Origin of the sequence: Trabulsiella odontotermitis (assembly GCF_001297775.1) — a bacterium.
GTDB lineage: Bacteria > Pseudomonadota > Gammaproteobacteria > Enterobacterales > Enterobacteriaceae > Trabulsiella > Trabulsiella odontotermitis.
In genome coordinates this window covers 103,424-127,296 of record NZ_LIFX01000006.1, presented here as the reverse complement: position 1 = coordinate 127,296, position 23,873 = coordinate 103,424, and the positions used below count along the sequence as shown (strand labels likewise).

Genomic DNA, 23,873 nt, shown 5'->3' with positions numbered 1-23,873 from the left:
TTTTCATTCAAGGCTATGAAAAAGAGCGTAAATCACGAGGAAAATCGCATGACAATGACAAAGGGGTGGGCGGCGACGATGGCGCTCGTGGCGGCATTCAGTCTGCCGCTCCAGGCCGCGGAGCCGGTCAAAGTCGGATCGAAAATTGATACCGAAGGGGCGCTGCTTGGCAATATCATTTTGCAGGTGCTGGAAAGCCACGGCGTCAAAACGGTCAATAAAGTTCAACTCGGTACAACGCCTGTCGTGCGGGGTGCTATCACCTCGGGGGCGCTGGATATCTACCCGGAATATACCGGCAATGGCGCGTTTTTCTTCAAAGAAGAGAACGATCCGGCCTGGAAAAATGCTCAGCAGGGCTATGAAAAAGTCAAAAAGCTGGACGCTGAGCAGAACAAGCTGGTCTGGCTGACGCCTGCACCTGCCAACAACACCTGGACGATCGCTGTTCGTCAGGAACTGGCGAAGGAAAACAAACTCACATCGCTTGCGGATCTCAGTCGCTATCTTAAAGAGGGCGGTACATTTAAGCTGGCGGCATCGGCTGAATTTATCGAACGAACAGATGCGTTACCCGCATTTGAGAAAGCCTACGGGTTCAAACTGAACCAGGAACAACTGTTGTCGCTGGCCGGGGGCGATACCGCGGTAACCATCAAAGCGGCGGCGCAGAAGATCTCTGGCGTGAACGCCGCGATGGCCTATGGTACCGACGGCCCGGTGGCCGCGCTGGGATTACAAACCCTGAGCGATCCGAAAGGTGTGCAGCCGATTTACGCTCCCACGCCGGTGGTTCGTGAGGCGGTGCTGAAAGCGTATCCGCAGATTGGCGAATGGCTGAAACCTGTCTTCGAAAGTCTCGATGAGAAAACGCTGCAGCAACTGAACGCCAGCATCGCCGTGGAAGGGCTGGATGCTAAAAAAGTGGCCGCTGACTACCTGAAACAAAAAGGGCTGGTGAAGTAATACAACCGTGTCGATTCAATGTCATAACCGGGTCGTGCTGCTGCTGGTGCTGATTGCACTGGCAGCCGCAATGCTCCCGTTTATCAACTATGCGCCCAACCGGCTGATGTCGGGCGAGGGGCGGCAACTCTGGCAGATTAGCGCTTTCTCTTCTTACTGGCTGCTGGCGCTGCCTGCGGCTTTCATTGTGCTCAGCCTGCTGCCCGGCAGGTTCCCGCTGTGGACAACATTTTTCCTCGCCCAATTCGCGTTCATCACACTGTTCTGGTCTGCCGGACACGCGGCAACGCTGCTGGTCACCAGCGAAAGCCCGCTGGCGAGAACCTCACCGGGTAGCGGATTATGGCTATGGCTGGCGCTGTCATTGCTGATTTGCAGCGATACCGCGAAGCGGTTGTCCCGCCGTTCCGTCTGGCGCTGGTTGCTTAATGCGCAGATCTGGATCATCCCCTGCGTGCTGCTGTGGCTGGGGAAGCTGGACGATCTCTCGCTGCTGAAGGAATACAGTAACCGGCAGGAAGTCTTTAATGATGCGTTGGTGCAGCACCTGACGTTGCTGTTCGGTACGCTGCTGCCGGGGCTGGTGATCGGCATTCCACTCGGCCTGTGGTGTTACCGCCACGATTCGCGTCAGACCTCCGTTTTTACCACCCTGAACATTATTCAGACTATTCCCTCCGTCGCGCTGTTTGGTTTGCTGATTGCGCCGCTGGCCGGGCTGGTACAGCAGTTTCCGGCGCTGGCGAGCCTCGGTATTGCCGGTACCGGGCTGGCGCCCGCGTTGATTGCACTGGTGCTCTATGCGTTACTGCCGCTGGTGCGCGGGGTGGTGGCGGGCATGCGTCAGGTGCCGCCGGATATTCTCGAAAGCGCGGTGGCCATGGGGATGAGCCCTCGCCAGCGTTTCTGGCAGGTTCAGCTACCGCTGGCGTTGCCGGTGCTGCTGCGCAGCCTGCGGGTGGTGGTGGTGCAAACGGTGGGCATGGCGGTGATCGCCGCGCTCATCGGCGCAGGCGGGTTTGGGGCGCTGGTATTCCAGGGGCTACTGAGCAGCGCGCTGGATCTGGTCCTGTTGGGCGTGATCCCAACAATTGTGCTGGCGGTGGTGCTGGATGCGCTGTTTGGCCTGTGGATAGCCCTGCTGAAAGGGGAGCGAAATGATTGAATTTGAGCATGTGAGCAAAAGCTTCTCTGGCCTGGAGGCGGTAAAAGATCTCTCCCTGAACCTGCGTGAAGGGGCGTTTTCAGTGCTGGTTGGTACCTCCGGCTCCGGGAAATCGACCACCCTGAAGATGATTAACCGGCTGGTGGAGCACGACAGCGGCATCATCCGTTTTGCCGGGGAAGAAATTCGTCAGCAGCCCGTGCTCGAAATGCGTCGGCGGATGGGCTACGCCATCCAGTCGATTGGGCTTTTCCCCCACTGGACGGTGGCGCAGAACATCGCCACCGTGCCGCAACTGCAGAAATGGTCGCGCGGTAAAATCGACCAGCGCATTGAGGAATTGATGGCGCTGCTCGGTCTGGAGCCTGCATTGCGCGAACGTTACCCGCATCAGTTGTCGGGCGGGCAGCAGCAGCGCGTTGGCGTGGCACGGGCGCTGGCGGCGAACCCGGAAGTGCTGTTGATGGATGAACCCTTCGGCGCGCTCGACCCGGTGACCCGCACCGCGCTCCAGCAGGAGATGAGCCGCATTCATCGTCTGCTCGGGCGAACGATTGTGCTGGTTACGCATGACATCGACGAGGCGCTGCGCCTTGCCGATCATCTGGTGTTAATGGATGGCGGCGAAGTGATCCAGCAGGGCACGCCGCTGGAGATGTTAAGCCATCCGCGTAACGAGTTTGTTCGCACCTTTTTCGGCAACAGTGAGCTGGGCATACGGCTGCTGTCGCTGCGCGAAGTGGGGCATTACCTGCGCCGTGATGAACACGCTCAGGGCGAACCATTGCAGGAAGCGATGAGCCTGCGCGAGGCGCTGTCGGCGTTTGTGGCACAACAGCGGCTCAGCCTGCCGGTGGTGAATGCGCAGGGCGAGCCGTGCGGCGTGTTGCATTTCGCCGATCTGTTGCGTGAGGAGGAAAACGGTGCGACGGTTTCGTGACCCGCTTCTGTGGCTGATTGCGCTGTTTATCGCGCTGCTGTGGCTGTTGCCGCACAGTGGTCCGTTGTTCCGTGCGCTGTTCCCGCAGTTGCCTCGTCCGCTCTATCAGCAGGAGAGTTTTTTGATGCTGACGCTGGCGCATCTCTGGCTGGTGGGCGTGTCGAGCCTGGTCGCGGTGGTGCTCGGCGTTGGCGCGGGAATACTGGTGACGCGCCCGGCCGGGCGTGAATTTCGCACGCTGGTCGAGACTATTGCGGCGATGGGGCAGACCTTTCCGCCGGTGGCCGTACTGGCGATTGCGGTTCCGGTGATGGGCTTTGGTCGTGAACCCGCTATTATCGCGCTGATCCTCTACGGCATTTTGCCGGTCTTACAGGGAACGCTGGCGGGGCTGGCGGCGGTGCCGGAAAGCGTCAGCAGTGTGGCGAAAGGGATGGGGATGAACGGCTGGCAGCGGTTGATGAAAGTGGAACTGCCGCTGGCGGCGCCGGTGATTCTGGCGGGGATCCGCACTTCGGTCATCATTAACATTGGCACTGCGGCCATTGCGTCAACCGTAGGCGCCAACACACTCGGCACGCCGATTATCATCGGCCTGAGCGGGTTTAATACGGCGTATGTGCTTCAGGGGGCGATTCTGGTGGCGCTGGCGGCCATTATTATCGACCGCTGTTTTGAGCGGCTGAACCGCTGGCTCAGCCGACACCGCCCCGAACAATAAACGAATATCCCGCGAGCATCACGCCACTGATGCCGCCGATAGCCATCAGCGTAAAGAGAGTAATAACAGCAATTTTGGCGGGTTTCATAGCAGGCTCCTGTGTTAATACCGTTATTCTACTATGAAACCGCTTTGTTATTAAACGACAGCGTTGACGTTATCTCAGGCGCCGAGAGGGACTATCTCGTAACCCGCTTCCCGCCAGCGCGCCAGTTGTTGTGTCTGCAACGAAGACGGCGATTCACCACACCATACCAGCAACGTTTTACCTTCGAAAATGTCCGGCCGTAACTGGGTCAGCGAATGGGCGAGAATATCAACCCGCCAGCCCTGCTCCGAGGCCATCCAGCCCTCCAGCCACAGGCGGGTGGTGTCATGAATATTCCAGCCGACCACCAGCGCCTCTTTCCCCGCTTTGCGGTGGCTGCTCAGCAGGCAATGCGAAATATGGTTGATTAAGATGCCGTCGAGCATGCTTAACAGCATATGCAGAGTGGCCTGCTGGCTTTGCAGACGTCGACGGAGCGGAATGAACAGATAGGTCACCAGCGTCTGGGCGGGGTAATCGCGAGCGCGCTCTTTGATCCACAGCCGTAGCCGGTTCAGATTGCCATTTTGCAGGTAGCTGAGCAGCATCTCCTGTTGCTCCAGCCAGCCAGTATGCTGCGCGCTGGTCTTTTCACACAGCAGCGATTTGACTTTACCGACCTGAACGCCGGTGTCTATCCAGCGTTTGATCTCCCGAATACGATCGATATCTTCTTCATTGAATAAGCGGTGTCCGCCGTCCGTGCGTTGTGGTTTTAGCAATCCATAGCGGCGCTGCCAGGCGCGTAGCGTTACAGGATTGATGTCACAAAGCAGAGCCACTTCACCGATGCTGTAAAGCGCCATGTTTTCACCTTTGCCACTAGCTTCCCATTTTAACTGTAGTCACTAAATCCCGAACCAGGAAAATTTGTTCGTTTTTTGTTCAAAACTAAGCCGGAGAAGGTGAAAAAGGGGTAACAAAAGCGTGATCTTAACCGGGTTTTTCCGTTTTTATGCCTCGCTTCAAAGAAAGTTTTTCCCGGGCAGGGTAGATTACGTCCTTTCAGGCGTGGTATGGCTCAGGTCGGGTATGTACGAGTTTAATCTGGTGTTGCTGCTGCTTCAGCAGATGTGTGTATTTCTGGTCATCGCCTGGCTGATGAGCAAAACACGGCTCTTTATTCCGCTGATGCAGGTCACCGTGCGTCTGCCGCACAAACTTCTCTGTTACGTCACCTTTTCCATTTTCTGCATTATGGGGACCTACTTTGGTCTGCATATTGAAGATTCCATTGCCAATACCCGCGCGATAGGCGCTGTGATGGGCGGCTTGCTGGGCGGCCCGGTAGTGGGAGGGCTGGTCGGGTTGACCGGTGGGCTTCATCGCTATTCGATGGGCGGCATGACGGCGCTAAGCTGCATGATATCGACCATTGTCGAAGGGCTGCTGGGTGGACTGGTGCACAGCGTACTGATTCGCCGTGGCCGCCCCGACAAAGTATTCAGCCCGCTTACCGCCGGGGCGATCACCTGTTTTGCCGAGCTGGTTCAGATGCTGATCATTCTGGCGATTGCGCGTCCATTTAACGATGCCCTGCATCTGGTACAAAGCATCGCTGCGCCAATGATGGTCACCAATACCGTTGGCGCGGCGCTGTTTATGCGTATTCTGCTCGACAAACGGGCGATGTTTGAAAAATACACCTCGGCGTTTTCCGCGACGGCGCTGAAGGTGGCGGCGTCGACAGAAGGGATTTTGCGCCAGGGTTTTAACGAAGAGAACAGCATGAAGGTGGCGCAGGTGCTGATTCAGGAGCTGGATATTGGCGCGGTGGCGATCACCGATCGCGATAAGCTGCTGGCCTTCACCGGCATTGGCGATGATCATCATCTGCCGGGCAAACCGATCTCATCGTCCTACACGCAAAAAGCGATTGATACCGGCGATGTGGTCTATGCCGATGGCAATGAAGTGCCGTACCGCTGTTCTATTCACCCGCACTGCAAGCTCGGTTCGACGCTGGTGATCCCGTTACGGGGTGAGAATCAGCGCGTGATTGGCACCATCAAGCTCTATGAAGCGAAAAATCGCCTGTTCAGTTCGATTAACCGCACGCTGGGCGAGGGGATCGCGCAGTTGTTGTCAGCGCAGATCCTCGCCGGGCAGTACGAACGGCAAAAGGCGCTGCTGACGCAATCGGAAATCAAACTGCTGCACGCGCAGGTGAATCCGCATTTCCTGTTTAATGCGCTGAATACGCTGATGGCGGTGATTCGTCGCGACAGCGATCAGGCCGGGCAACTGGTGCAGTACCTGTCGACCTTCTTTCGCAAAAACCTGAAGCGGCCGTCGGAAGTGGTGACGCTGGCGGATGAAATCGAGCATGTTAACGCCTATCTGCAAATCGAAAAGGCGCGCTTTCAGTCTCGCCTGCAGGTGACGCTGTGTGTGCCGGAATCGCTGTCGCATCAACAACTGCCCGCGTTTACGCTACAGCCTATCGTGGAGAACGCGATCAAACACGGCACGTCACAACATCTCGGCGTGGGCGAGATCTCCATTCAGGCGAGCCAGCATGGTCAGTATCTGCAACTGGATATCGAAGATAACGCCGGATTGTATCAACCCAGGGGAAACGCCAGCGGACTGGGCATGAATCTGGTGGATAAACGACTTCGCGCCCGCTTTGGTGATAACTGCGGTATCACGGTAGCCTGTGAACCGGAACGGTTTACTCGTATCACTCTGAGACTGCCTCTGGAGGAGACGGCATGCTGAATGTGCTGATTGTTGATGATGAACCCCTGGCTCGAGAGAATCTGCGCATTCTGCTTCAGGAACAAAACGATATTGAAATAGTGGGTGAGTGTTCAAATGCGGTCGAAGGCATTGGCGCCGTGCATCGCCTGCGCCCGGACGTGTTGTTTCTCGACATTCAGATGCCGCGTATCAGTGGGCTGGAGATGGTCGGCATGCTCGACCCGGAACACCGGCCGTACATCGTTTTTCTCACTGCGTTCGATGAATACGCGGTAAAAGCCTTCGAAGAGCACGCGTTTGACTATCTGCTCAAACCCATTGAAGCGACGCGGCTGGACAAAACCCTGACGCGCCTGCGCCAGGAGCGCACGCTGCAGGATGTCTCAGTCCTCGGCGAAAACCAGCAGGTGCTGAAATACATTCCCTGCACCGGTCACAGCCGGATCTACCTGTTGCAGATGGAAGATGTGGCGTTTGTCAGCAGCCGGATGAGCGGCGTGTACGTCACCAGCCACGAAGGCAAAGAAGGGTTTACCGAGTTAACGCTACGCACGCTGGAGAGCCGCACGCCGCTGGTGCGCTGCCATCGTCAGCATCTGGTCAATCTGGCGCATGTCAAAGAGATCCGCCTTGAAGAAAATGGTCAGGCGGAACTGTTGCTGCGTGCCGGGCAAACCGTGCCGGTCAGTCGTCGTTACCTGAAAAGCCTGAAAGAGGCGATTGGGTTGTAGCCCGGTTGCGGTTACACTAGAGGCTTGCGTCTGATCCAGTCATCGTTTTTTGCCCGGCGGTTTGTGCTTGCCGGGTCAACATCTTAATTTTCTGAAGGCAACATGCTGAATAACGATATTTTACGTAGCCTGCGCTACGCCCTGAAAACCAACAACCAGGGTCTGGTGCGGCTGATTGCGCTCGGCGAAACGGACGTGACAGAAGCGCAGATTGCGCCCTGGTTGCGAAAAGAAGAGGAAGAGGGGTATGAACGTTGCCCTGACATCGTGCTGTCCGCGTTGCTGAACGGTCTGATTTACGACAAACGCGGCCGTGACGAAGACGCGCCGCCGCTGGCGCTTGAGCGCAGACTGAATAACAACATCGTGCTGAAGAAACTGCGCATCGCCTTTTCCCTGAAAACGGATGATATTCTGGCGATCCTCACCGAACAAAAATTCCGTGTATCAATGCCGGAAATTACCGCCATGATGCGCGCCCCGGAACACAAAAATTTCCGTGAGTGTGGGGATCAGTTCCTGCGTTATTTCCTGCGCGGCCTGACCGTACGTCTGCATCAGGCATAAAGAAGCCGGATTTCTCCGGCTTGATTCTGGCTTCGGGTTTTTAGCCCGGGAACCACTGGTCGCTGATTTTCTGATAGGTGCCATCGGCTTTGATGGCTTTCAGCGCGCCGTTCAGTTTCTCCACCAGCGCTTTGTTGTCCGGGCGAACCGCGATGCCAAGACCGGTGCCGAAGTATTGCGGATCGGTCACTTTCGGCGTAGCGGTACCCAGTTGCGGGTTGGTTTTCAGCCACTCATTCACCACCGCGGTATCACCAAACACCCCGTCGAGACGGCCATTTTTCAGGTCGATGATCGCGTTCTGGTAGCTGTCGTACGCCACGGTTTTCACTTCCGGGTGCTTATCCTGCAAATATTTCTGGTGCGTGGTGCCATTTTCCATGCCGATGCGTTTGCCTTTCAGATCGTCGAACGTCTTATAAGCGTCTTTCTTCGCAATCACCACCGCCGAGTTGGCATAGTACGGGTCGGTAAAAGTGACCTGTTTGCTACGCTCCGGGGTGATATCCATACCGGAAATCACCGCGTCGTATTTCTTAAACTTCAGTGACGGGATCAGGCTGTCAAAGGCGTGGTTGGTGAAAGTGCATTCTGCCTGCATTTGTTTGCACAGCGCCTTCGCCAGATCGATATCAAAACCGACAATCTGGTTGCTGGCGTCCAGCGATTCAAAAGGAGGGTAGGTGGCGGAAACGCCAAAACTGATTTTTTCCGCAGCGACTGCGCCGGTGGCAAAAGTGGCAAACATTGCCGCCAGAAGTAATTTTTTCATGCGAAAGCTCCCGTCTGTCAATCTTATGATGTAGTGCCATATGCGGCATGACTTTACGATGCCATTAAATGAATTTATATGCAATAAAAATGAGTAAGTATTTTTATGAAAATAAAAAAAGACGGGAAGTAAAGGTACTTGCCCGTCTGGATGATACAAAACTATGCAATTTTTGCTAATAACACCGGCAGATTATTTTCGTGTTTCAAAGGCCAGTGCTTTGCGTTCGATAAGGCGCATCATCAGTGTCAGCAGACCGTTGACGATGAGGTAAATCACTCCCGCTGCGCCGAATACCATAACATCATAAGTCCGCCCGTAGAGCAACTGCCCGTGACCCATAACTTCCATTAATGTGATGGTGTACGCCAGAGAGGTACTCTTAAAGATCAACACCACTTCGTTGGAGTAAGAGGAAAGGGCACGCTTAAACGCATACGGCAACAGGATCGCCAGCGTGTCTTTCTTGCTCATCCCCAGCGCGCCGCAGGATTGCCATTGCCCTTCCGGGATGGCGCGGACGGCACCGTAAAACAGCTGGGTGGTGTAGGCCGCACTGTTGAGCGACAACGCCAGGAGCGCGCACAGCCACGGTTCCGACAGCAGATGCCAGATCAGCGGATATTCCTGCAGCGTCGGGAACTGGCCCGGCCCGTAGTAAATCAGGAAGATCTGCACCAGCAGCGGCGTACCGGTGAACAGCGTGATATACGCACGCACAATCCACACCAGTACCGGCGTTTTCAGCGTCAGAATGATGGTGAAAATCAGCGCCAGCACCAGCGCGACGAGAAGCGACGCCACGGTCAGCGTCAGGCTGGTATGCAGCCCTTTCAGCAATTCAGGAAAATACTCAACCATCAGCCTGGTCTCCGTTCAAAGCGAGTGGCACGCAGGTCAATGCGTTTGAGAATGTACTGGCTGAAGAGGGTGATCACCAGATAAATGGCCGCCGCCACGATGTACCAGGTAAATGGCTCCTGGGTACGCGTCGCGATGCTCTTGGTCTGCAACATCAGGTCATTCACGCTGATAAGCGAAACCAGCGCCGTATCTTTCAGCAGCACCAGCCACTGATTCCCCAGCCCCGGCAACGCATGACGCCACATCTGCGGCATCACCAGACGGAAGAAAATCGCGCTTTTCGACAACCCCAGCGCCTGACCGGATTCCCACTGACCGACCGGCACGGCCTTCAGCGCACCGCGCAGGGTTTGCGAGGCATAAGCGGAATAAAGCAGCGACAGCGCAATCACGCCGCACAGGAACGGGCTGACATCGAAGTTCTCGATCTCCATCTGCACCGGGATCTGCGCCACGCCGAGATTCAGCGTGAAGCCGTCGGAGAGCATCAGCAGCAACTGAGAGGAGCCGAAATAGATAAACAGGACCACCAGAATCTCCGGTAGCCCGCGCAACACCGTCACCAGCGCGGAACCCGCCCAGGCGACCGGGCGCCATTTCGCCGACTCCCAGACCGCAAAGAACATCGCCAGCACCAGGCCGATGACCAGTGCACAAAGGGCAAGGCCGACGGTCATCCCGGCGGCGCTTGCTAAAGGAAAAAATTCGTTCATTCAGGAATTACTTCTGAAACCATTTGTTGTAGATGGTTTCGTAAGTCCCATCTTTTTTCACTTTTTCCAGCGCAGCGTTAAATTTCTGCTGCAGGTCGGTATTGCCCTGACGCACAGCGATGCCGAGGCCGGTGCCGAAGTAGTCTTTATCCGTCACTTTGTCGCCCACCGCGGCCAGTTTCGGGTTGGCCTTCAGCCACTCGGTTACCACCGCGGTATCGCCGAATACCGCATCAATACGACCGTTTTGCAGATCCAGTTTCGCATTCTGGTAGCTGTCGTAAGGCACGGTGGTGATTTCCGGATGTTTATCCATGATGAATTTCTGGTGCGTGGTGCCATTCTGCACGCCCACTTTCTTGCCTTTCAGCTGATCGATACTGGTGAATTTACCCTGCTGACCAATAAACAGCGCGGAGTTGTCATAGTACGGCGTGGTGAACAGCACCTGCTTTTCACGTTCCGGCGTGATGTCCATACCGGCCATTACCGCGTCGATGCGGCGGAATTTCAGGCTCGGGATCAGGCTGTCGAACGCCTGGTTGGTAAAGGTACAGGAGGCGTCGATCTCTTTACACAGCGCATTCGCCAGATCCACGTCAAAACCGACAATCTTATTGCTTGCATCAATAGATTCAAACGGAGGGTAAGAGGCTTCCGTCGCGAAACGAATCGTCTGAGCAGCTGTTGCAGACAGGCTGACGCTGGCAAGCAGCGCGGCAATCAGTACTTTTTTCATTGTCATTGTCCCGAAAACTTTAGTGAGAAAGGTAGTTTTTAAAAGCATCGGTCTTCGGTTCAGCGAAACAGCTCGCGTCCCCTTGCTCGATGATATGACCGTTTTCCATATAGACCACCCTGCTGGCGGTTTTACGCGCCACTTCCACTTCATGGGTGACGATCACCTGAGTAATTTTAGTTTGTGCCAGCTCGCGGATGATACTGACGATTTGCGCGGTAATTTCCGGATCGAGCGCTGCCGTCGGTTCGTCAAACAGCAGCACCTGCGGCTCCATCATCAGTGCGCGGGCAATCGCCACGCGCTGTTGTTGCCCGCCGGAAAGATGAAGCGGATAACGATCGATGAAAGGTGTGAGACGCAGACGTTCCAGCAGCTTATCCGCCCGCTCACGCGCCTGATCTTTACTCAGCCCCAGCACGCGGCAGGGCGCTTCAATCAGGTTTTGCAGCACGGTCAGATGGGGCCACAGGTTATATTGCTGAAACACCATGCCGACGTTCTGCCGCAGCTCGCGGATAGCCTTGTCGGACGGGGTTTTAGCAAAATCGAATTGGTTGCCTTCGATGGAGAGCTTACCGGAACGCGGCATCTCCAGAAGGTTAAGTACGCGTAGCAAAGAGCTCTTGCCTGCACCGCTTGGGCCAAGCAGTACCAGAGTTTCACCCTGTTGACACTCCAGCGTAATGTCAAAAAGCGCCTGATGCGCGCCATAGAAGCAATTAATGCCGTCTAATTTAATACTCATCGATACTCTTCATGCTTACAGAAAGGGCAGACATTGAGGCCGGAAATAGTAACGTTGACAGAATAGTTATGCAATATTTATGCGTTAAAACTTAAATATAAACCACATTACTTACTAAACTTAGCACAAAATAGCGATTGAGAAGGGCGGAAGGCAGAAATGTCGGCATTCATCACGGAATGCCAGACATTTTATCGGGTTTATCATTTAATGAACGGTGGCGGCGGGCATAATTACCGTTTTTCCAGCACCTGCCGCAGCGTACCGGCTGGCGCATGGGCATTGGCGCCAAGATAACGCACATCATCCACCGCCCAGCACTGACCTTCGCGGATCATCAGCACCTCATCCTGCCAGCGTTGTGTACCCTGTTTCAGCTCCACACGCAGCGGAATGTTCCGTGCATCGGTATTCGGAATGGTGGAGGCGCTGGCCACATCGGCGCTGTCCGGCAACGTGGTGCGGCTGGAGAAAGGATCGGACTGCATGATGGCGCGATCGTCAGGGTTACGGCTGGCATCGTCCAGCAGTTTTGCCAGATTGTCGCTGAGGTACGGGCGCAGACCTGTCAGGTCGTTATTCTTGTGCTGAATACGATAATCGTAAAATTGTTGAGCCACCGCGTCCGGTCCGCCATCAACACACGGGCCGCTGCGGGTGCCAATATCCTTAAATGCTGGTGTGACAGTAGTGCAGGCGCTGAGTAACAGTGCGCCGGGAACCAGAAGAGCGAGTTTTGTATAGCGCATCAGGATTTCCTTATAAACTAATGTGTAAATGCTCTTTCAAGCATAGCGTATCGATCCGATAATGCGTTTGCGTATCTGAGCTAACGCATTGAACCTAAACAAAGGAGCCTGGAAATGCAATTCTCAACGACCCCAACCCTGGAAGGGCAAACCATCGTGGAATACTGCGGCGTGGTCACCGGTGAGGCCATTCTTGGCGCCAACATCTTCCGCGACTTCTTTGCGGGCATTCGCGACATTGTCGGCGGACGCTCCGGCTCGTACGAAAAAGAACTGCGCAAGGCGCGGGAAATCGCCTTTGCAGAGATGGGCGATCAGGCAAAATCGATGGGCGCAGATGCGATCGTCGGTATTGATATCGACTACGAAACGGTGGGCCAGAATGGCAGCATGCTGATGGTAAGCGTCAGCGGGACGGCGGTCAAAACCCGCCGATGAAACGTCTTTTACTGCTGCTGGCTGTGCTGCTCGCGGGTTGTGCCGGTGAGCAGGGTATTGTCGACAAAGACGGGTATCAACTGGATACCCGTCATCCTGCGCAGGTCGCGCTGCCGCGCATCAAAGTGCTGGTGATCCATTACACCGCCGACGATTTTGACGTCTCGCTGGCGACGCTGACGGATAAACATGTCAGCGCCCATTATCTGATCCCGCAAGACCCGCCCGTGCATCGTGGTAAACCGCGTATCTGGCAACTGGTGCCGGAAGACAAACTGGCCTGGCATGCGGGGATCAGTTTCTGGCGCGGCGCCACGCGCATTAACGACACATCCATTGGCATTGAGCTGGAAAACCGTGGCTGGCAGAAAACGGGCGGAATAAAACATTTCACGCCGTTTGCGCCGGGGCAAATCAGCGCGCTGATCCCGCTGGCGAAGGATATTATCGCCCGCTATGACATCGCGCCGCAGAATGTGGTGGCGCACGCCGACGTGGCACCGCAGCGCAAGGACGATCCCGGGCCGCTGTTCCCCTGGCAGCAACTGGCGCAACAGGGCATCGGCGCCTGGCCGGATGCTGCCCGCGTGGCGTTTTATCTCAACGGTCGTTCGCCGTATGAGCTGGTGGAGACGGCCTCGCTGCTCGATCTGCTTTCCCGGTACGGGTATGAGGTGACGCCGGACATGACCGACGCACAGCAGAAGCGGGTGATTATGGCGTTCCAGATGCACTTCCGCCCGGCTCGCTGGGACGGCGTGGCGGACGCCGAAACGCAGGCAATCGCCGACGCGTTGTTAGAGAAATACGGGCAGGGGTGAGATTTTCGCGAAGCTTAACGGCATATGTGACGCTGAGCACAGGGTTCCGTTCACCTCAAGTTCACCATTCCTCTGGCAGGTCTGCGCCCGTGAACGTGTTAAGGGCGTTCTCCGCCACGCCCTTAACAATCCCGGCTCCCGGCAGGAAAATTGCCGCTTCGCGGTACCCTCCGCTTATTCCTCCAGGCTATCGGGTCGGGCGCGAGGTAACATCCCTGTAAAGCGCGCCCTAAGCCCACATCCCTGTGGGCTTCCCCGGCCTTACGGAAACGCGTCGGCAATTTTCAGCCGGACCATCCGCACATCGGCAATTGTGCAGCCATGCAGAACACCGAAAAGCTTTTATTAAAAGCCCCGAGATTTTGTCAGGCGTAACGCCCAGGCCCGTGCAAACGGAGTGCCGCCGGGCGCTAGCGGTGTAGCTTCCCGTGGTCGCGCAGCCAGGCGGCGGTGCGCACAATGCCTTCATCCACGGAGATCACCGGCTGATAACCCAGCTCGTCTTGTGCGCGGGTGGTGTCGAGGGTGAAATCAAAATTCAGCTTGGAGACGCCGTAGTGCGTCAGGGCCGGTTCTTTGGCGGATTTATTGCCGAAGTGCTCCATGCTGCGGGCGATCATGTCCAGCATCGGGTAGGGCACTGAGCGGATGCGGCATTTGATGTCCAGCTCGTCGATGAGCTTTTGCACAATGCTGCGCAGCGTACGGTGTTCGCCGTTGGTGATGTTGTACGCCCGCCCGGAAGGCAGCGCGTCACACAGCGGCTGGCTCGCCAGCCACATCGCATGAACGGCGTTTTCGTAATAGGTCATGTCTACCAGCGCTTCGCCGCCACGTGGCAACAACACGCTGCCGTAGTGGTGCATCATCTGCGCCAGACGGGGAATAAACACTTTGTCGTGCGGTCCGAACAGGCTTTGCGGGCGTAAAATCGTAAAGCGGGTATTAGGGTTGGCCTGCGCCAGCATCTGGATGACCTCTTCGCCAGCGGCCTTACTGCGGGCAAACTCATTGGCAAAGCGGTGAGGGCGAAACTCTTCCTGAATATCCCGGTGGTGGTGATAATCGAAATAGAGTGACGGGGAGGAGATATGAATAAAATTACGCACACCCCACGCCACAGCCCATTCGCCCAGACGGCGGGTCGCGCGTACGTTAGCGAGATCAAACGCCTGCTGCGTGCCCCACGGAGAGGTGAAGCTGGAGCAATGCCATAGCGTATCGACGCCCGCCAGCATCGCTTTGGCCTGAGAGGAGACCAGTTCGGTAAGATCGGCATGGACAAACTCCGCACCCATTTTCATCAGCAGCGTGCCCATCGCTTCATTGCGACCCGTCGCACGTACGCTAATGCCTTTGTTGCGCAGGTATTCCACCGCGTTGCGGCCCAAACCGCTGGTGGCGCCGGTGACCAGAACCTTCATATCCGTCCACATGATAAAAAAAGAATTTCGTGCGCATTTTTCCGTGAATTCCCGCAGTATGCAATGGGAAACATGAAAGAACTGCTGCTATTTTAAGACTTTGAGTGTGATTTGTTCTGCAGATCGCGCAATTGTCCGCGCCATGCCTCTGAAAATGAACAGATGTGCGGGGATCATCAGCAGCCAGTAAAACAGCCCCGGCATGCCATGCGGATGCCACCAGGCGCGCACGTCCAGTTCACGGTGCGTGCCTTTATCGCAAAGGGTAAAACTGAGGCGGCCGAGCCCCGGCGCTTTCATGCCGAACAGCAGGGTCAGTTGCTTCTCCGGCTCGACAATAATCACTTTCCAGCTGTCCACGGCGTCGCCGGTTTGCAGATACGGATGAGAAGGGCGGCCTTTCGCCAGTTTATGGCCGACCAGCAGATCCAGACTGGCACGGATTTTCCACAGAATATTGCCGAAGAAGTAACCCTCTTTGCCGCCGATACGGTTGATCACCTCCCACAACGCGCTGAGGCTGGCGGAGGTCTGCACGGTGCAGCCTGCCTGTTTGGCGTAATAACCATACTCCGGGCGCCAGCGGGCAAATGCCTGCGGGTCGTAACCCCAGTCGCTGGAGTTCACCAGCTTTTCTTCTTCCTTCAGTGTGCGGCGCACCGCGTCGTCAAAACGGATCAGTGGCTGGGGAATGAGGGCGCGCAGGGCGGCGTCATCGGCTAACAGATCATGCTTCAGCCCCTGGATCAGCGCTTTAGCGGTGGTCGGTGGCACTGAGGTGATCACATTGAGGAACCACACCGACACCCAGCTGGTGGGGAAGGGAATGGGGATCAGCAACCGGTGGCGGCCGCTGACCTGCATGAAATGCTCAAATTGCTGCTGATAGCTCAGCACGTCCGGCCCGGCGGCTTCAAAAACGCGGTGCTCCGGGGCGGGGTGGTTTAACAGTTCCACCAGATAAAACAGCAGGTTTTCCAGCGCGATTGGCGTGGTTCGCGAGCGTACCCAGCGCGGCGGCGTCAGCACCGGCAGGTTGTACACCATATCGCGCATCACTTCGAAGGCCGCGGAACCTGCACCGACGATGATCCCGGCGCGCAGTTCAGTTACCGGACAGCCCGCATCGCGCAGCACGTCAGCGGTGATTTGCCGGGCGCGCAGGTGTTCCGACTGCTGATTTTCCGGCGCCTGCAGCGAGCTGAGAAAGATAATTTGCTTCACCGGCGTGTCACGCAGCGCATCGCGGACGTTCAGCGCCACCTGCCGTTCATGGGCGACAAAATCGCCGCCTTCGCCCATGCCGTGCACCAGGTAATAAAGCGTCTCCACGCCGTTTAGCAGCTCAGGCAGGTTTTGCGGCCAGTTGAGATCGACCTGATGACAACTGACGCCGGGCAACTGCCGTTTTTCCAGCCGTTCGATACGACGTGCCGCCGCCCGCACGGTATACCCGCGCTGGCTAAGCTCAGTCATCAGATGTTGGCCGATATAGCCACTGGCGCCGAGCACCAGAATGGGTTGCGACACGTACGCCACTCCTTAACGCTGTAAATATGCCTGCCAGTGGCTGATAACCTGCGCCAGCTGTTCGCGGTTGACGTCGAGATGCGTGACCAGGCGTAGCGCGGGAGCCGCGTTGATCAGCACGCCACGCTCGCGCATAAATTCGCCCAGCGCGGCAGCGTGTGCGTCACCGACACGTACAAACAGCATGTTAGTATCGTGGCGCATGACGTCGACACCCATTTCACGCAACTGCGTGGCCATCCAGGCGGCGTTGTCGTGATCCTGCTGCAATCGCTGCACGTTGTTTTTCAGTGCATACAGCCCGGCTGCCGCCAGGATCCCGGCCTGACGCATGCCGCCGCCAGCCATTTTACGCCAGCGAGTCGCCCGTTTGATGTAGTCCGCGCTGCCGACCAGCAGTGAACCGACCGGCGTGCCCAGCCCTTTCGACAGACAGATGGTGAAGGAGTCGCAGTATTGCGTCACCTCGCTCAACTCGCAGCCGTAATCCACCACGGCGTTAAAGATCCGCGCGCCGTCGACGTGCAGGGAAAGACCGCGCTCGCGGGTAAATTCCCACGCCTGTTTCAGGTATTCACGCGGCAGCACTTTGCCGTTGTGGGTGTTTTCCAGACTCAGCAGGCGCGTGCGGGCAAAGTGAATATCATCGGCTTTGATTTTGGCCGCCACTTTGTCGAGCGGCAGGGTGCCGTCCGGCGCGGCGTCAATCGGCTGCGGCTGAATGCTGCCCAGCACGGCAGCACCGCCCGCTTCATAGAGATAGTTATGTGCCACCTGGCCGACGATATACTCTTCGCCGCGTTCGCAATGGCTCAGGAGCGCCACGAGATTCGCCTGGGTGCCGGTGGGGAGAAACAGCGCCGCCTCTTTTCCGCCGAGTTCGGCGGCGTAGCGCTGCAGTTCGTTGACGGTAGGGTCGTCGCCATAAACGTCATCCCCGACCGGAGCGGCCATCATAGCTTCCAGCATGGCGCGTCCCGGACGGGTGACGGTATCACTACGTAGATCGATCACGGCATTTCCTTATCAGACACAGGGTAATGCCACCATTTTTACCTGAGCCAGTTGGTTTTCGCCAGTTCGATCACTTCATCACCGCGTCCGCTGATGATGGCGCGTAACATATACAGGCTGAATCCTTTGGCCTGTTCGAGTTTGATTTGCGGCGGGATCGCCAGCTCTTCTTTCGCGACGACGACATCCACCAGCACCGGGCCATCGGTGTTGAAGGCGCGCTGGAGCGCGTCATTGACGTCCGCGGCTTTCTCCACCCGAATACCGGTAATGCCACAGGCTTCGGCGATGCGGGCAAAGTTAGTGTCGTGCAGTTCGGTACCATCAGTCAGATAGCCGCCCGCTTTCATTTCCATCGCCACAAAGCCGAGCACGCTGTTATTGAAGACGATGATTTTCACCGGCAGTTTCATTTGCACCACCGACAGGAAATCCCCCATCAGCATACTGAATCCACCGTCGCCGCACATCGCCACTACCTGACGGCTGGGATCGGTGGCTTTGGCGCCCAGCGCCTGTGGCATCGCGTTAGCCATCGAGCCGTGGTTAAACGAACCAATCAGGCGACGCTTGCCGTTCATCTTCAGATAGCGTGCCGCCCAGACGGTAGGCGTACCAACGTCGCAGGTGAAGATAGCGTCGTCATCGGCGAGCTGGCTGATTTGCTGCGCCAGGTACTGCGGATGAATCGCTTTGTCGCTCGGTTTTGCCAGGTCATCCAGCCCTTTGCGCGCGTCGCGGTAATGCTCCAGCGCTTTATCAAGGAATTTGTGGTCGGTTTTTTCTTCCACAAACGGCAACAGCGCAGTGAGTGTGGATTTGATATCGCCCACCAGCGCCATATCGACTTTGCTGTGCGCGCCAATACCGGCGGGGTTGATATCGATCTGAATAATTTTGGCATCGGTCGGGTAGAAAGCACGGTACGGGAACTGGGTGCCGAGCAACACCAGCGTGTCGGCGTTCATCATGGTGTGGAAACCGGAGGAGAAGCCAATCAGCCCGGTCATGCCGACGTCATACGGGTTGTCGTACTCGACGTGCTCTTTACCGCGCAGGGCGTGGACGATCGGCGCTTTTAGTTTCGCGGCAAACTCGACCAGTTCTTTATGTGCCCCCGCACAGCCGCTGCCGCACATCAGGGCGATATTGCTCGAATAGCGCAACAACTGCGCCAGTTTTCTCAGCTCTTCTTCGGCTGGTGTGATGACAGGTTGCGGTGCGTGATACCAGTGAGAACTGGCGGTTTCCGGTGCCGGTTTCAGCGCGACATCACCGGGTAACACCACCACCGACACGCCGCGTTTCAGCACCGCCTGGCGCATTGCGACTGCCAGCACCTGAGGGATCTGTTCCGGGTTTGACACCAGCTCGCAGTAGTGACTGCATTCGCGGAACAACTCCTGCGGATGCGTCTCCTGAAAATAACCGCTACCGATTTCACTGGAGGGAATATGCGCGGCAATCGCCAGCACCGGAACGTGGTTACGGTGACAGTCGAACAGCCCGTTGATCAGATGCAGGTTGCCCGGCCCGCAGGAGCCTGCGCACACCGCCAGTTCCCCGGTTAATTGTGCCTCTGCGCCTGCGGCAAAGGCCGCCACCTCTTCATGGCGTGTTGACATCCAGTCAATGGTGCCCATCCGGTTCAGGCTGTCGCTCAGACCGTTCAACGAGTCTCCGGTGACTCCCCAGATCCGTTTAACGCCCGCCTGTTCGAGGGTTTTTGCAATATAAGCCGCCACGGTTTGTTTCATGGTTGTCCATCTCCGTTTTGTGATAACGCTTACAAGCTTAGAAGATAGTCACTGTTTTGCCCGCTAAATCCCTGCCATTAAAAGGTGCTTTTCATGCGCAATTATTCGGCATAATCTGGTGATACCTCAAACGAAAACAGGAATCATTTCAAATGGCTGAATCATTATTACTTGCGGTTAACAAAAAGCTCTCATGCGACGATCTTGGCAAACTTTTGTTACGACTTGCCGTGGGTGGGCTGATGCTGTTTCACGGTTTACATAAGTTATTTGGGGGGATTGATGGCATCAGCGGCATGCTGGTGGCCAAAGGATTACCGGGCTTTATCGCGTATGGCGTCCTGATTGGCGAAGTGGTCGCGCCGGTACTGATTATTCTCGGCGTGCTGACACGTCCGGCGGCGCTGGTGCTGGCGTTTACGATGATCGTGGCATGGCTGATGGTTGGAATGAGTGAAACCTTCGCGCTGGATAAGGTCGGGGCGTGGGCGATTGAGAGCCTGATCTACTTCTTCATCAGCGCACTGGCAGTGGCATTTTTAGGGGCAGGGCGATACGCGGTAGTGAAAGATCCCGCATGGAAATAGTGGTTTTGTAAGCCCGGTAAGCGCTGTGGCGCCACCGGGCTTTACAGACTACGCGAGGACGAGATCACCCTGCGGATGGCAGGAGCAGGCCAGCACGTAGCCGCTGGCGACTTCCTGCTCCGTCAGGGTCATGGTACTGCTGACGGTATACTCTCCTGAAACCACTTTCGTTTTGCAACTTCCGCATACCCCGGCGCGACAGGCCGCATTGACCGGTACTTTGTTGCTTTCCAGCGCTTCCAGCAACGTGGTGCCGACACGGCCAAAAAACGTTTTCGCCGGTTGCAGTTTGGTGAATTTCAGCCCGCTGGTGGCCGCTTCCGCGACCGGCGTAAAGAATTGCTCTTTATAAAACTGCGTCACGCCCAGCGCGTTGACTTCTTCTTCAACCATCGCCATGTACGGCGCCGGACCACAGGTCATCACGGTACGGGAGGCGAGATCCGGCACGCTTTCCAGCAGTTCACGGGTGAGACGACCGGCAACGAAACCGTCCGTGGCGTTGTTTTCCGCCACCAGCGTGACGGGATACTGGCGCCACTCGTCGGCGAAAATAACATCCTGCGGTGAACGGACGTTAAAGATCACCTGCACATCGGCCTGTGGACGATTTTTCGCCAGCCAGCGACGCATCGACATCACCGGCGTCACGCCGCAACCACCCGCCAGCAGCAGGAAACGGTCAGTCGCTTTGTCATCACAGGTAAATTCACCCTGAGCGCCGGAAAGCCAGAGGTAGTCGCCGCGTTTCACGTCGTTTGTCAGCCATTGCGAACCCACGCCATCATCAATGCGACGGACCGTCAGCGTGATGTATTCACTGACCCCCGGCGTTGAAGAGAGAGTGTAAGCGCGCAGGGTTTCTGCCGAGTTACGGATACTCACCAGCGCATACTGCCCGGCACGGTACGGATAATGGTCGTGACACAGCAGCGACAGCGTCCAGACATCCGGCGTTTCCTGAGTGATGTGATGAACCTGCATCCGCCACGGACACTGTGATGTTGGCATCGTCATGCTTTCCTCCTTACGCGCACAGCAACTGCTGCATATCCTGTTCAACCGTGGTGACTGAACGCAGACCAAATTTTTCGTTCAGAACGGCCAGCAGATCCGGCGTCAGGAAGCCAGGCGCGGTCGGGCCGGTAACGATGTTTTTCACGCCCAGCGACAGCAGGGTCAGCAGAATGACAATCGCTTTCTGTTCGAACCAGGAAAGCACCAGTGACAGCGGCAGATCGTTCACACCACAACCCAGTTTTTCTGCGAGGGTCACCGCCAGAATGATCGCGGAATAGGCGTCGTTACACTGACCGGCATCCACCAGACGCGGCAGACCTTCGATGTCGCCGAAGTCCAGCTTGTTGAAACGGTATTTGCCGCACGCCAGGGTCATGATCAGGCAGTCGTCCGGGACGCTGGTGGCGAAATCGGTGAAGTAGCTGCGTTCATCGCGCGCGCCGTCACAGCCGCCCACGAGGAAGATATGGCGTAGTTTTTCACGGCTGACCAGGTCGATGAGGGTGTCTGCCGCGCCGAGCAGCGTCTGACGGCCAAAACCGACGGTGATCAGATGTTCAATTTCGCTGTACGGGAAGCCCGCCATCTGCTGCGCTTGTTTAATAATCGGCGAGAAGTCATCGCTTTCGAGGTGGCTAACACCCGGCCAGCCGACGATGCTGCGGGTCCAGATGCGATCATCATACGCGCCAACGGTCGGATCGATAATGCAGTTGGAGGTCATGACGATGGGGCCAGGGAAGCGGGCGAATTCCACCTGCTGATTCTGCCAGCCACTGCCGTAGTTGCCGACGAGGTGTTTGAATTTACGCAGCTCAGGGTAACCGTGCGCTGGCAGCATTTCACCGTGGGTATAGACGTTAACGCCGGTGCCTTCGGTTTGTTGCAGCAGGTTGTAGAGATCTTTCAGGTCATGACCGGAAATCAGAATGCATTTCCCGGCAACGGCTTTCACGTTGACCTGAGTCGGGGTCGGGTGGCCGTAGGTGTCAGTTTCACCGGCGTCGAGGATGCTCATTACCTTGAAGTTCATCTGGCCGATTTCCATTGAGCATTCCAGCAGCGCGTTCATGTCTGTCGGCCAGGTGCCCAGCCACGCCATGATTTTGTGGTATTGCGCGTAAAGGCTGTTGTCGTACTGACCCAGCACATGCGCATGCTCCATGTACGCCGCGGCGCCTTTCAGACCATACAGGCACAGCAGACGCAGACCGAGAATATTCTCGCCAATCGCTGCCTTGTCTTTATTCGGGGTAAATTCAGCGGCCTGGCGTTGTAATTCGCCGAGGTCGTCGCTGACCAGTTGCAGACCGGCCATCGGGTTATCAACAGCCGCCGCAGGATCGTTATGCAGGCACTGCGCTTTCAGCATTTCGCGTTTCGCGATGGCTTCGCGCGCATAGGCGATGATGCGGGGAGAATCAAAGTTAACGTTGGTCAGAGTGGAGAAGAAGGCGCGAGGGGCAAAGTTATCAACGTCGTGGTCGATAATGCCGTATTCACGTGCTTTTACAGCCCATGCCGACAAGCCCTGTAACGTGGCGATCAGCAGATCCTGCAGATCGGAGGTTTCCGCGGTTTTACCGCACATACCCTGCGCGTAAGAACAGCCGTTTCCTGCCGGGGTACGGATGGTTTGTTCACATTGCACACAAAACATAGTCACACCTTTTAAAGTTATATTTTAGATACATGTTTTAGGGTAAGCCCCGACTATGCGGCTGAAAAGGTATTTTTAATGCAACTTACACAGAGATTGATTTAGCGCAATTTTGGCGGTAATGGCATTACCGCCAGGAAGGTATTTACACAGTGAAGAAGGCCATTAACAGCGGCACCATCAGGCTCAAAATAAAACCATGCACAATGGCGGCGGGGACAATTTCAATTCCTCCGGAGCGTTGCAGCACCGGCAGGGTAAAGTCCATTGACGTCGCGCCAGACAGGCCCAGCGCGGTGGAACGGCTGCGGTGCACCAGCCCCGGAATCAGCATAATGGCAATAAGCTCACGCGCCAGATCGTTAAAGAAGGTGGCGCTGCCAATGACCGGACCATAGGCTTCGGTCAGTAAAATACCCGACAGAGAATACCAGCCAAACCCGGATGCCATCGCCAGACCGGTTTTTAACGGCAGGTCGAGAATAAAGGCATTAATCGCGCCGCCAGCCAGTGAACTGATAACCACGATGGCCGCGACAATCATTCCGCGTCGATTCAGGATGATTTGTCTTAATGTCATGCCGTTATTTCTTAATTGTATGCCGACGAGGAATAACAAAAAGATAAGCGTATATTCGCTGGCTTCGGTGGCATGCTGAAGAAAAGCAAGTCCGGTCAGTCCAAGTAAAAAACCGAGCACCACAACGCCGCAAAGTTTTAATGATTCCAGCGCCATCGCAATTCGCGAAGGTAATTTCTCCTGCTGGTGCTGATGACGCCAGGGCAGGACTCTTTCGAGCCACAACAGCGCCACAATATTACACAGCAAAATAATAACGATACTGACGGCAGAATAGTGAAGAATCGACAACAGATTGCTCGCCAGGTTATCAAGAAACGCCAGGCTGATCCCCATAAAAAAGAGAATGACATAAACAATCCAGCTTAACAGACGATTTATCAGTTTCAGCGTTGCGCTGTGGCGCAGGGGAATAAGGTAACCTGCGATCAGCGGCAGGAGGATAATCAGCAAGCCTGAGAACATGAACAGCCAATCCTTTGAATAAAAATAGCGCACCAGACACTACCGAATTCCCGGGACTCAGTAAATAGATGGGGAATAAAAAAACGCCCGGCGGCACGATGGTGTGCCGCC

General features: G+C 56.3%; 25 protein-coding genes. 10 read left to right on the top strand and 15 right to left on the bottom strand.

Annotation, left to right across the window (positions count from 1 at the left end):
• The first annotated feature begins 48 nt into the window (after positions 1–48).
• The 4 genes from osmF to AOY23_RS09545 are packed head-to-tail and all read left to right on the top strand — an operon-like array spanning position 49 to position 3,792.
• Positions 49–966 carry a glycine betaine ABC transporter substrate-binding protein OsmF gene (gene osmF, locus AOY23_RS09560; protein ID WP_054179184.1) on the top strand — a complete coding sequence of 306 codons (918 nt, stop codon included), beginning with the start codon at positions 49–51 and terminating at the stop codon, positions 964–966.
• A gap of 7 nt (positions 967–973) precedes the next feature.
• Positions 974–2,131, top strand: a complete 1,158-nt coding sequence (locus AOY23_RS09555) for an ABC transporter permease (protein ID WP_054179183.1) — start codon at positions 974–976, stop codon at positions 2,129–2,131.
• Positions 2,124–3,071, top strand: coding sequence for an ABC transporter ATP-binding protein (locus AOY23_RS09550; RefSeq protein ID WP_054179182.1), 948 nt, complete (start codon positions 2,124–2,126; stop codon positions 3,069–3,071). The genes AOY23_RS09555 and AOY23_RS09550 overlap by 8 nt, the downstream gene beginning before the upstream one ends.
• Entirely contained in the window at positions 3,055–3,792 is a 738-nt protein-coding gene (locus tag AOY23_RS09545; protein ID WP_054179181.1) for an ABC transporter permease, read from the top strand. Before AOY23_RS09550 ends, AOY23_RS09545 begins: the two co-directional genes overlap by 17 nt.
• On the opposite strand, the gene AOY23_RS21730 is transcribed toward AOY23_RS09545, so the two are convergent.
• Both AOY23_RS21730 and mlrA read right to left on the bottom strand, forming a co-directional pair.
• Entirely contained in the window at positions 3,767–3,880 is a 114-nt protein-coding gene (locus AOY23_RS21730) for a protein YohO (RefSeq protein WP_072170975.1), read from the bottom strand. The two genes, AOY23_RS09545 and AOY23_RS21730, sit on opposite strands and share 26 nt — an antisense overlap.
• 74 nt (positions 3,881–3,954) lie before the next feature.
• Entirely contained in the window at positions 3,955–4,686 is a 732-nt protein-coding gene (mlrA, locus tag AOY23_RS09540) for an HTH-type transcriptional regulator MlrA (protein ID WP_054179180.1), read from the bottom strand.
• 226 nt (positions 4,687–4,912) lie between these two features.
• Here mlrA and AOY23_RS09535 point away from each other — a divergent pair, with 226 nt between their 5' ends.
• The 3 genes from AOY23_RS09535 (at position 4,913) to AOY23_RS09525 (ending at position 7,881) form a co-directional block, all read left to right on the top strand.
• Positions 4,913–6,601: a sensor histidine kinase gene (locus tag AOY23_RS09535; RefSeq protein WP_054179179.1), complete on the top strand. Its 1,689-nt coding sequence runs from the start codon at positions 4,913–4,915 to the stop codon at positions 6,599–6,601.
• Positions 6,595–7,314: a two-component system response regulator BtsR gene (gene btsR / locus AOY23_RS09530; protein WP_054179178.1), complete on the top strand. Its 720-nt coding sequence runs from the start codon at positions 6,595–6,597 to the stop codon at positions 7,312–7,314. Before AOY23_RS09535 ends, btsR begins: the two co-directional genes overlap by 7 nt.
• A gap of 102 nt (positions 7,315–7,416) precedes the next feature.
• The gene (locus AOY23_RS09525; protein ID WP_054179177.1) at positions 7,417–7,881 is read left to right on the top strand and encodes a YehS family protein; all 465 of its coding nucleotides are present in this window, start codon (positions 7,417–7,419) and stop codon (positions 7,879–7,881) included.
• Positions 7,882–7,921: 40 nt separating this feature from the next.
• Here AOY23_RS09525 and artJ read toward each other — a convergent pair whose 3' ends face one another.
• The 6 genes from artJ to AOY23_RS09495 form a co-directional block, all read right to left on the bottom strand.
• Positions 7,922–8,653, bottom strand: coding sequence for an arginine ABC transporter substrate-binding protein ArtJ (artJ, locus tag AOY23_RS09520; RefSeq protein WP_054179176.1), 732 nt, complete (start codon positions 8,651–8,653; stop codon positions 7,922–7,924).
• A 192-nt stretch (positions 8,654–8,845) separates the two neighbouring features.
• The gene (gene artM, locus AOY23_RS09515) at positions 8,846–9,514 is read right to left on the bottom strand and encodes an arginine ABC transporter permease ArtM (protein ID WP_054179175.1); all 669 of its coding nucleotides are present in this window, start codon (positions 9,512–9,514) and stop codon (positions 8,846–8,848) included.
• Positions 9,514–10,230, bottom strand: coding sequence for an arginine ABC transporter permease ArtQ (artQ, locus tag AOY23_RS09510; protein ID WP_054179174.1), 717 nt, complete (start codon positions 10,228–10,230; stop codon positions 9,514–9,516). The genes artM and artQ overlap by 1 nt, the downstream gene beginning before the upstream one ends.
• A gap of 7 nt (positions 10,231–10,237) precedes the next feature.
• A complete protein-coding gene (artI, locus tag AOY23_RS09505) occupies positions 10,238–10,969 on the bottom strand; it encodes an arginine ABC transporter substrate-binding protein ArtI (RefSeq protein ID WP_054179173.1) in 732 nt (243 codons plus the stop codon).
• Positions 10,970–10,988: 19 nt separating this feature from the next.
• Entirely contained in the window at positions 10,989–11,717 is a 729-nt protein-coding gene (gene artP, locus AOY23_RS09500) for an arginine ABC transporter ATP-binding protein ArtP (protein WP_054179172.1), read from the bottom strand.
• 233 nt (positions 11,718–11,950) lie between these two features.
• The gene (locus AOY23_RS09495; protein ID WP_054179171.1) at positions 11,951–12,466 is read right to left on the bottom strand and encodes a lipoprotein; all 516 of its coding nucleotides are present in this window, start codon (positions 12,464–12,466) and stop codon (positions 11,951–11,953) included.
• 114 nt (positions 12,467–12,580) lie between these two features.
• On the opposite strand from AOY23_RS09495, the gene AOY23_RS09490 reads away from it, so the two are divergent.
• Both AOY23_RS09490 and AOY23_RS09485 read left to right on the top strand, forming a co-directional pair.
• A complete protein-coding gene (locus tag AOY23_RS09490; RefSeq protein ID WP_054179170.1) occupies positions 12,581–12,904 on the top strand; it encodes a heavy metal-binding domain-containing protein in 324 nt (107 codons plus the stop codon).
• Positions 12,901–13,725 (top strand): N-acetylmuramoyl-L-alanine amidase, encoded by an 825-nt coding sequence (locus AOY23_RS09485; protein ID WP_054179169.1) that lies wholly within the window; start codon positions 12,901–12,903, stop codon positions 13,723–13,725. The genes AOY23_RS09490 and AOY23_RS09485 overlap by 4 nt, the downstream gene beginning before the upstream one ends.
• A gap of 410 nt (positions 13,726–14,135) precedes the next feature.
• Here AOY23_RS09485 and AOY23_RS09480 read toward each other — a convergent pair whose 3' ends face one another.
• The 4 genes from AOY23_RS09480 to poxB all read right to left on the bottom strand — a co-directional run bounded on the left by AOY23_RS09480 (position 14,136) and on the right by poxB (position 19,450).
• On the bottom strand, positions 14,136–15,149 hold the full coding sequence (locus AOY23_RS09480) for an NAD-dependent epimerase/dehydratase family protein (protein WP_054179351.1): 1,014 nt from the start codon (positions 15,147–15,149) through the stop codon (positions 14,136–14,138).
• Between the two features lie 87 nt (positions 15,150–15,236).
• On the bottom strand, positions 15,237–16,679 hold the full coding sequence (locus tag AOY23_RS09475) for an SDR family oxidoreductase (protein WP_054179168.1): 1,443 nt from the start codon (positions 16,677–16,679) through the stop codon (positions 15,237–15,239).
• A 12-nt stretch (positions 16,680–16,691) separates the two neighbouring features.
• Entirely contained in the window at positions 16,692–17,693 is a 1,002-nt protein-coding gene (gene ltaE / locus AOY23_RS09470; RefSeq protein ID WP_054179167.1) for a low-specificity L-threonine aldolase, read from the bottom strand.
• 38 nt (positions 17,694–17,731) lie between these two features.
• Positions 17,732–19,450, bottom strand: a complete 1,719-nt coding sequence (gene poxB, locus AOY23_RS09465) for a ubiquinone-dependent pyruvate dehydrogenase (protein ID WP_054179166.1) — start codon at positions 19,448–19,450, stop codon at positions 17,732–17,734.
• Positions 19,451–19,602: 152 nt separating this feature from the next.
• Here poxB and AOY23_RS09460 point away from each other — a divergent pair, with 152 nt between their 5' ends.
• Complete coding sequence (locus tag AOY23_RS09460; protein WP_054179165.1) at positions 19,603–20,037, top strand: DoxX family protein; 435 nt, start codon at positions 19,603–19,605, stop codon at positions 20,035–20,037.
• Between the two features lie 48 nt (positions 20,038–20,085).
• On the opposite strand, the gene hcr is transcribed toward AOY23_RS09460, so the two are convergent.
• From hcr to AOY23_RS09445, 3 genes are all read right to left on the bottom strand, one after another.
• Entirely contained in the window at positions 20,086–21,054 is a 969-nt protein-coding gene (gene hcr, locus AOY23_RS09455) for an NADH oxidoreductase (RefSeq protein WP_054179164.1), read from the bottom strand.
• A 10-nt stretch (positions 21,055–21,064) separates the two neighbouring features.
• A complete protein-coding gene (gene hcp / locus AOY23_RS09450) occupies positions 21,065–22,717 on the bottom strand; it encodes a hydroxylamine reductase (protein ID WP_054179163.1) in 1,653 nt (550 codons plus the stop codon).
• A 145-nt stretch (positions 22,718–22,862) separates the two neighbouring features.
• Entirely contained in the window at positions 22,863–23,762 is a 900-nt protein-coding gene (locus AOY23_RS09445) for a LysO family transporter (protein WP_054179162.1), read from the bottom strand.
• Positions 23,763–23,873 lie beyond the last annotated feature (111 nt).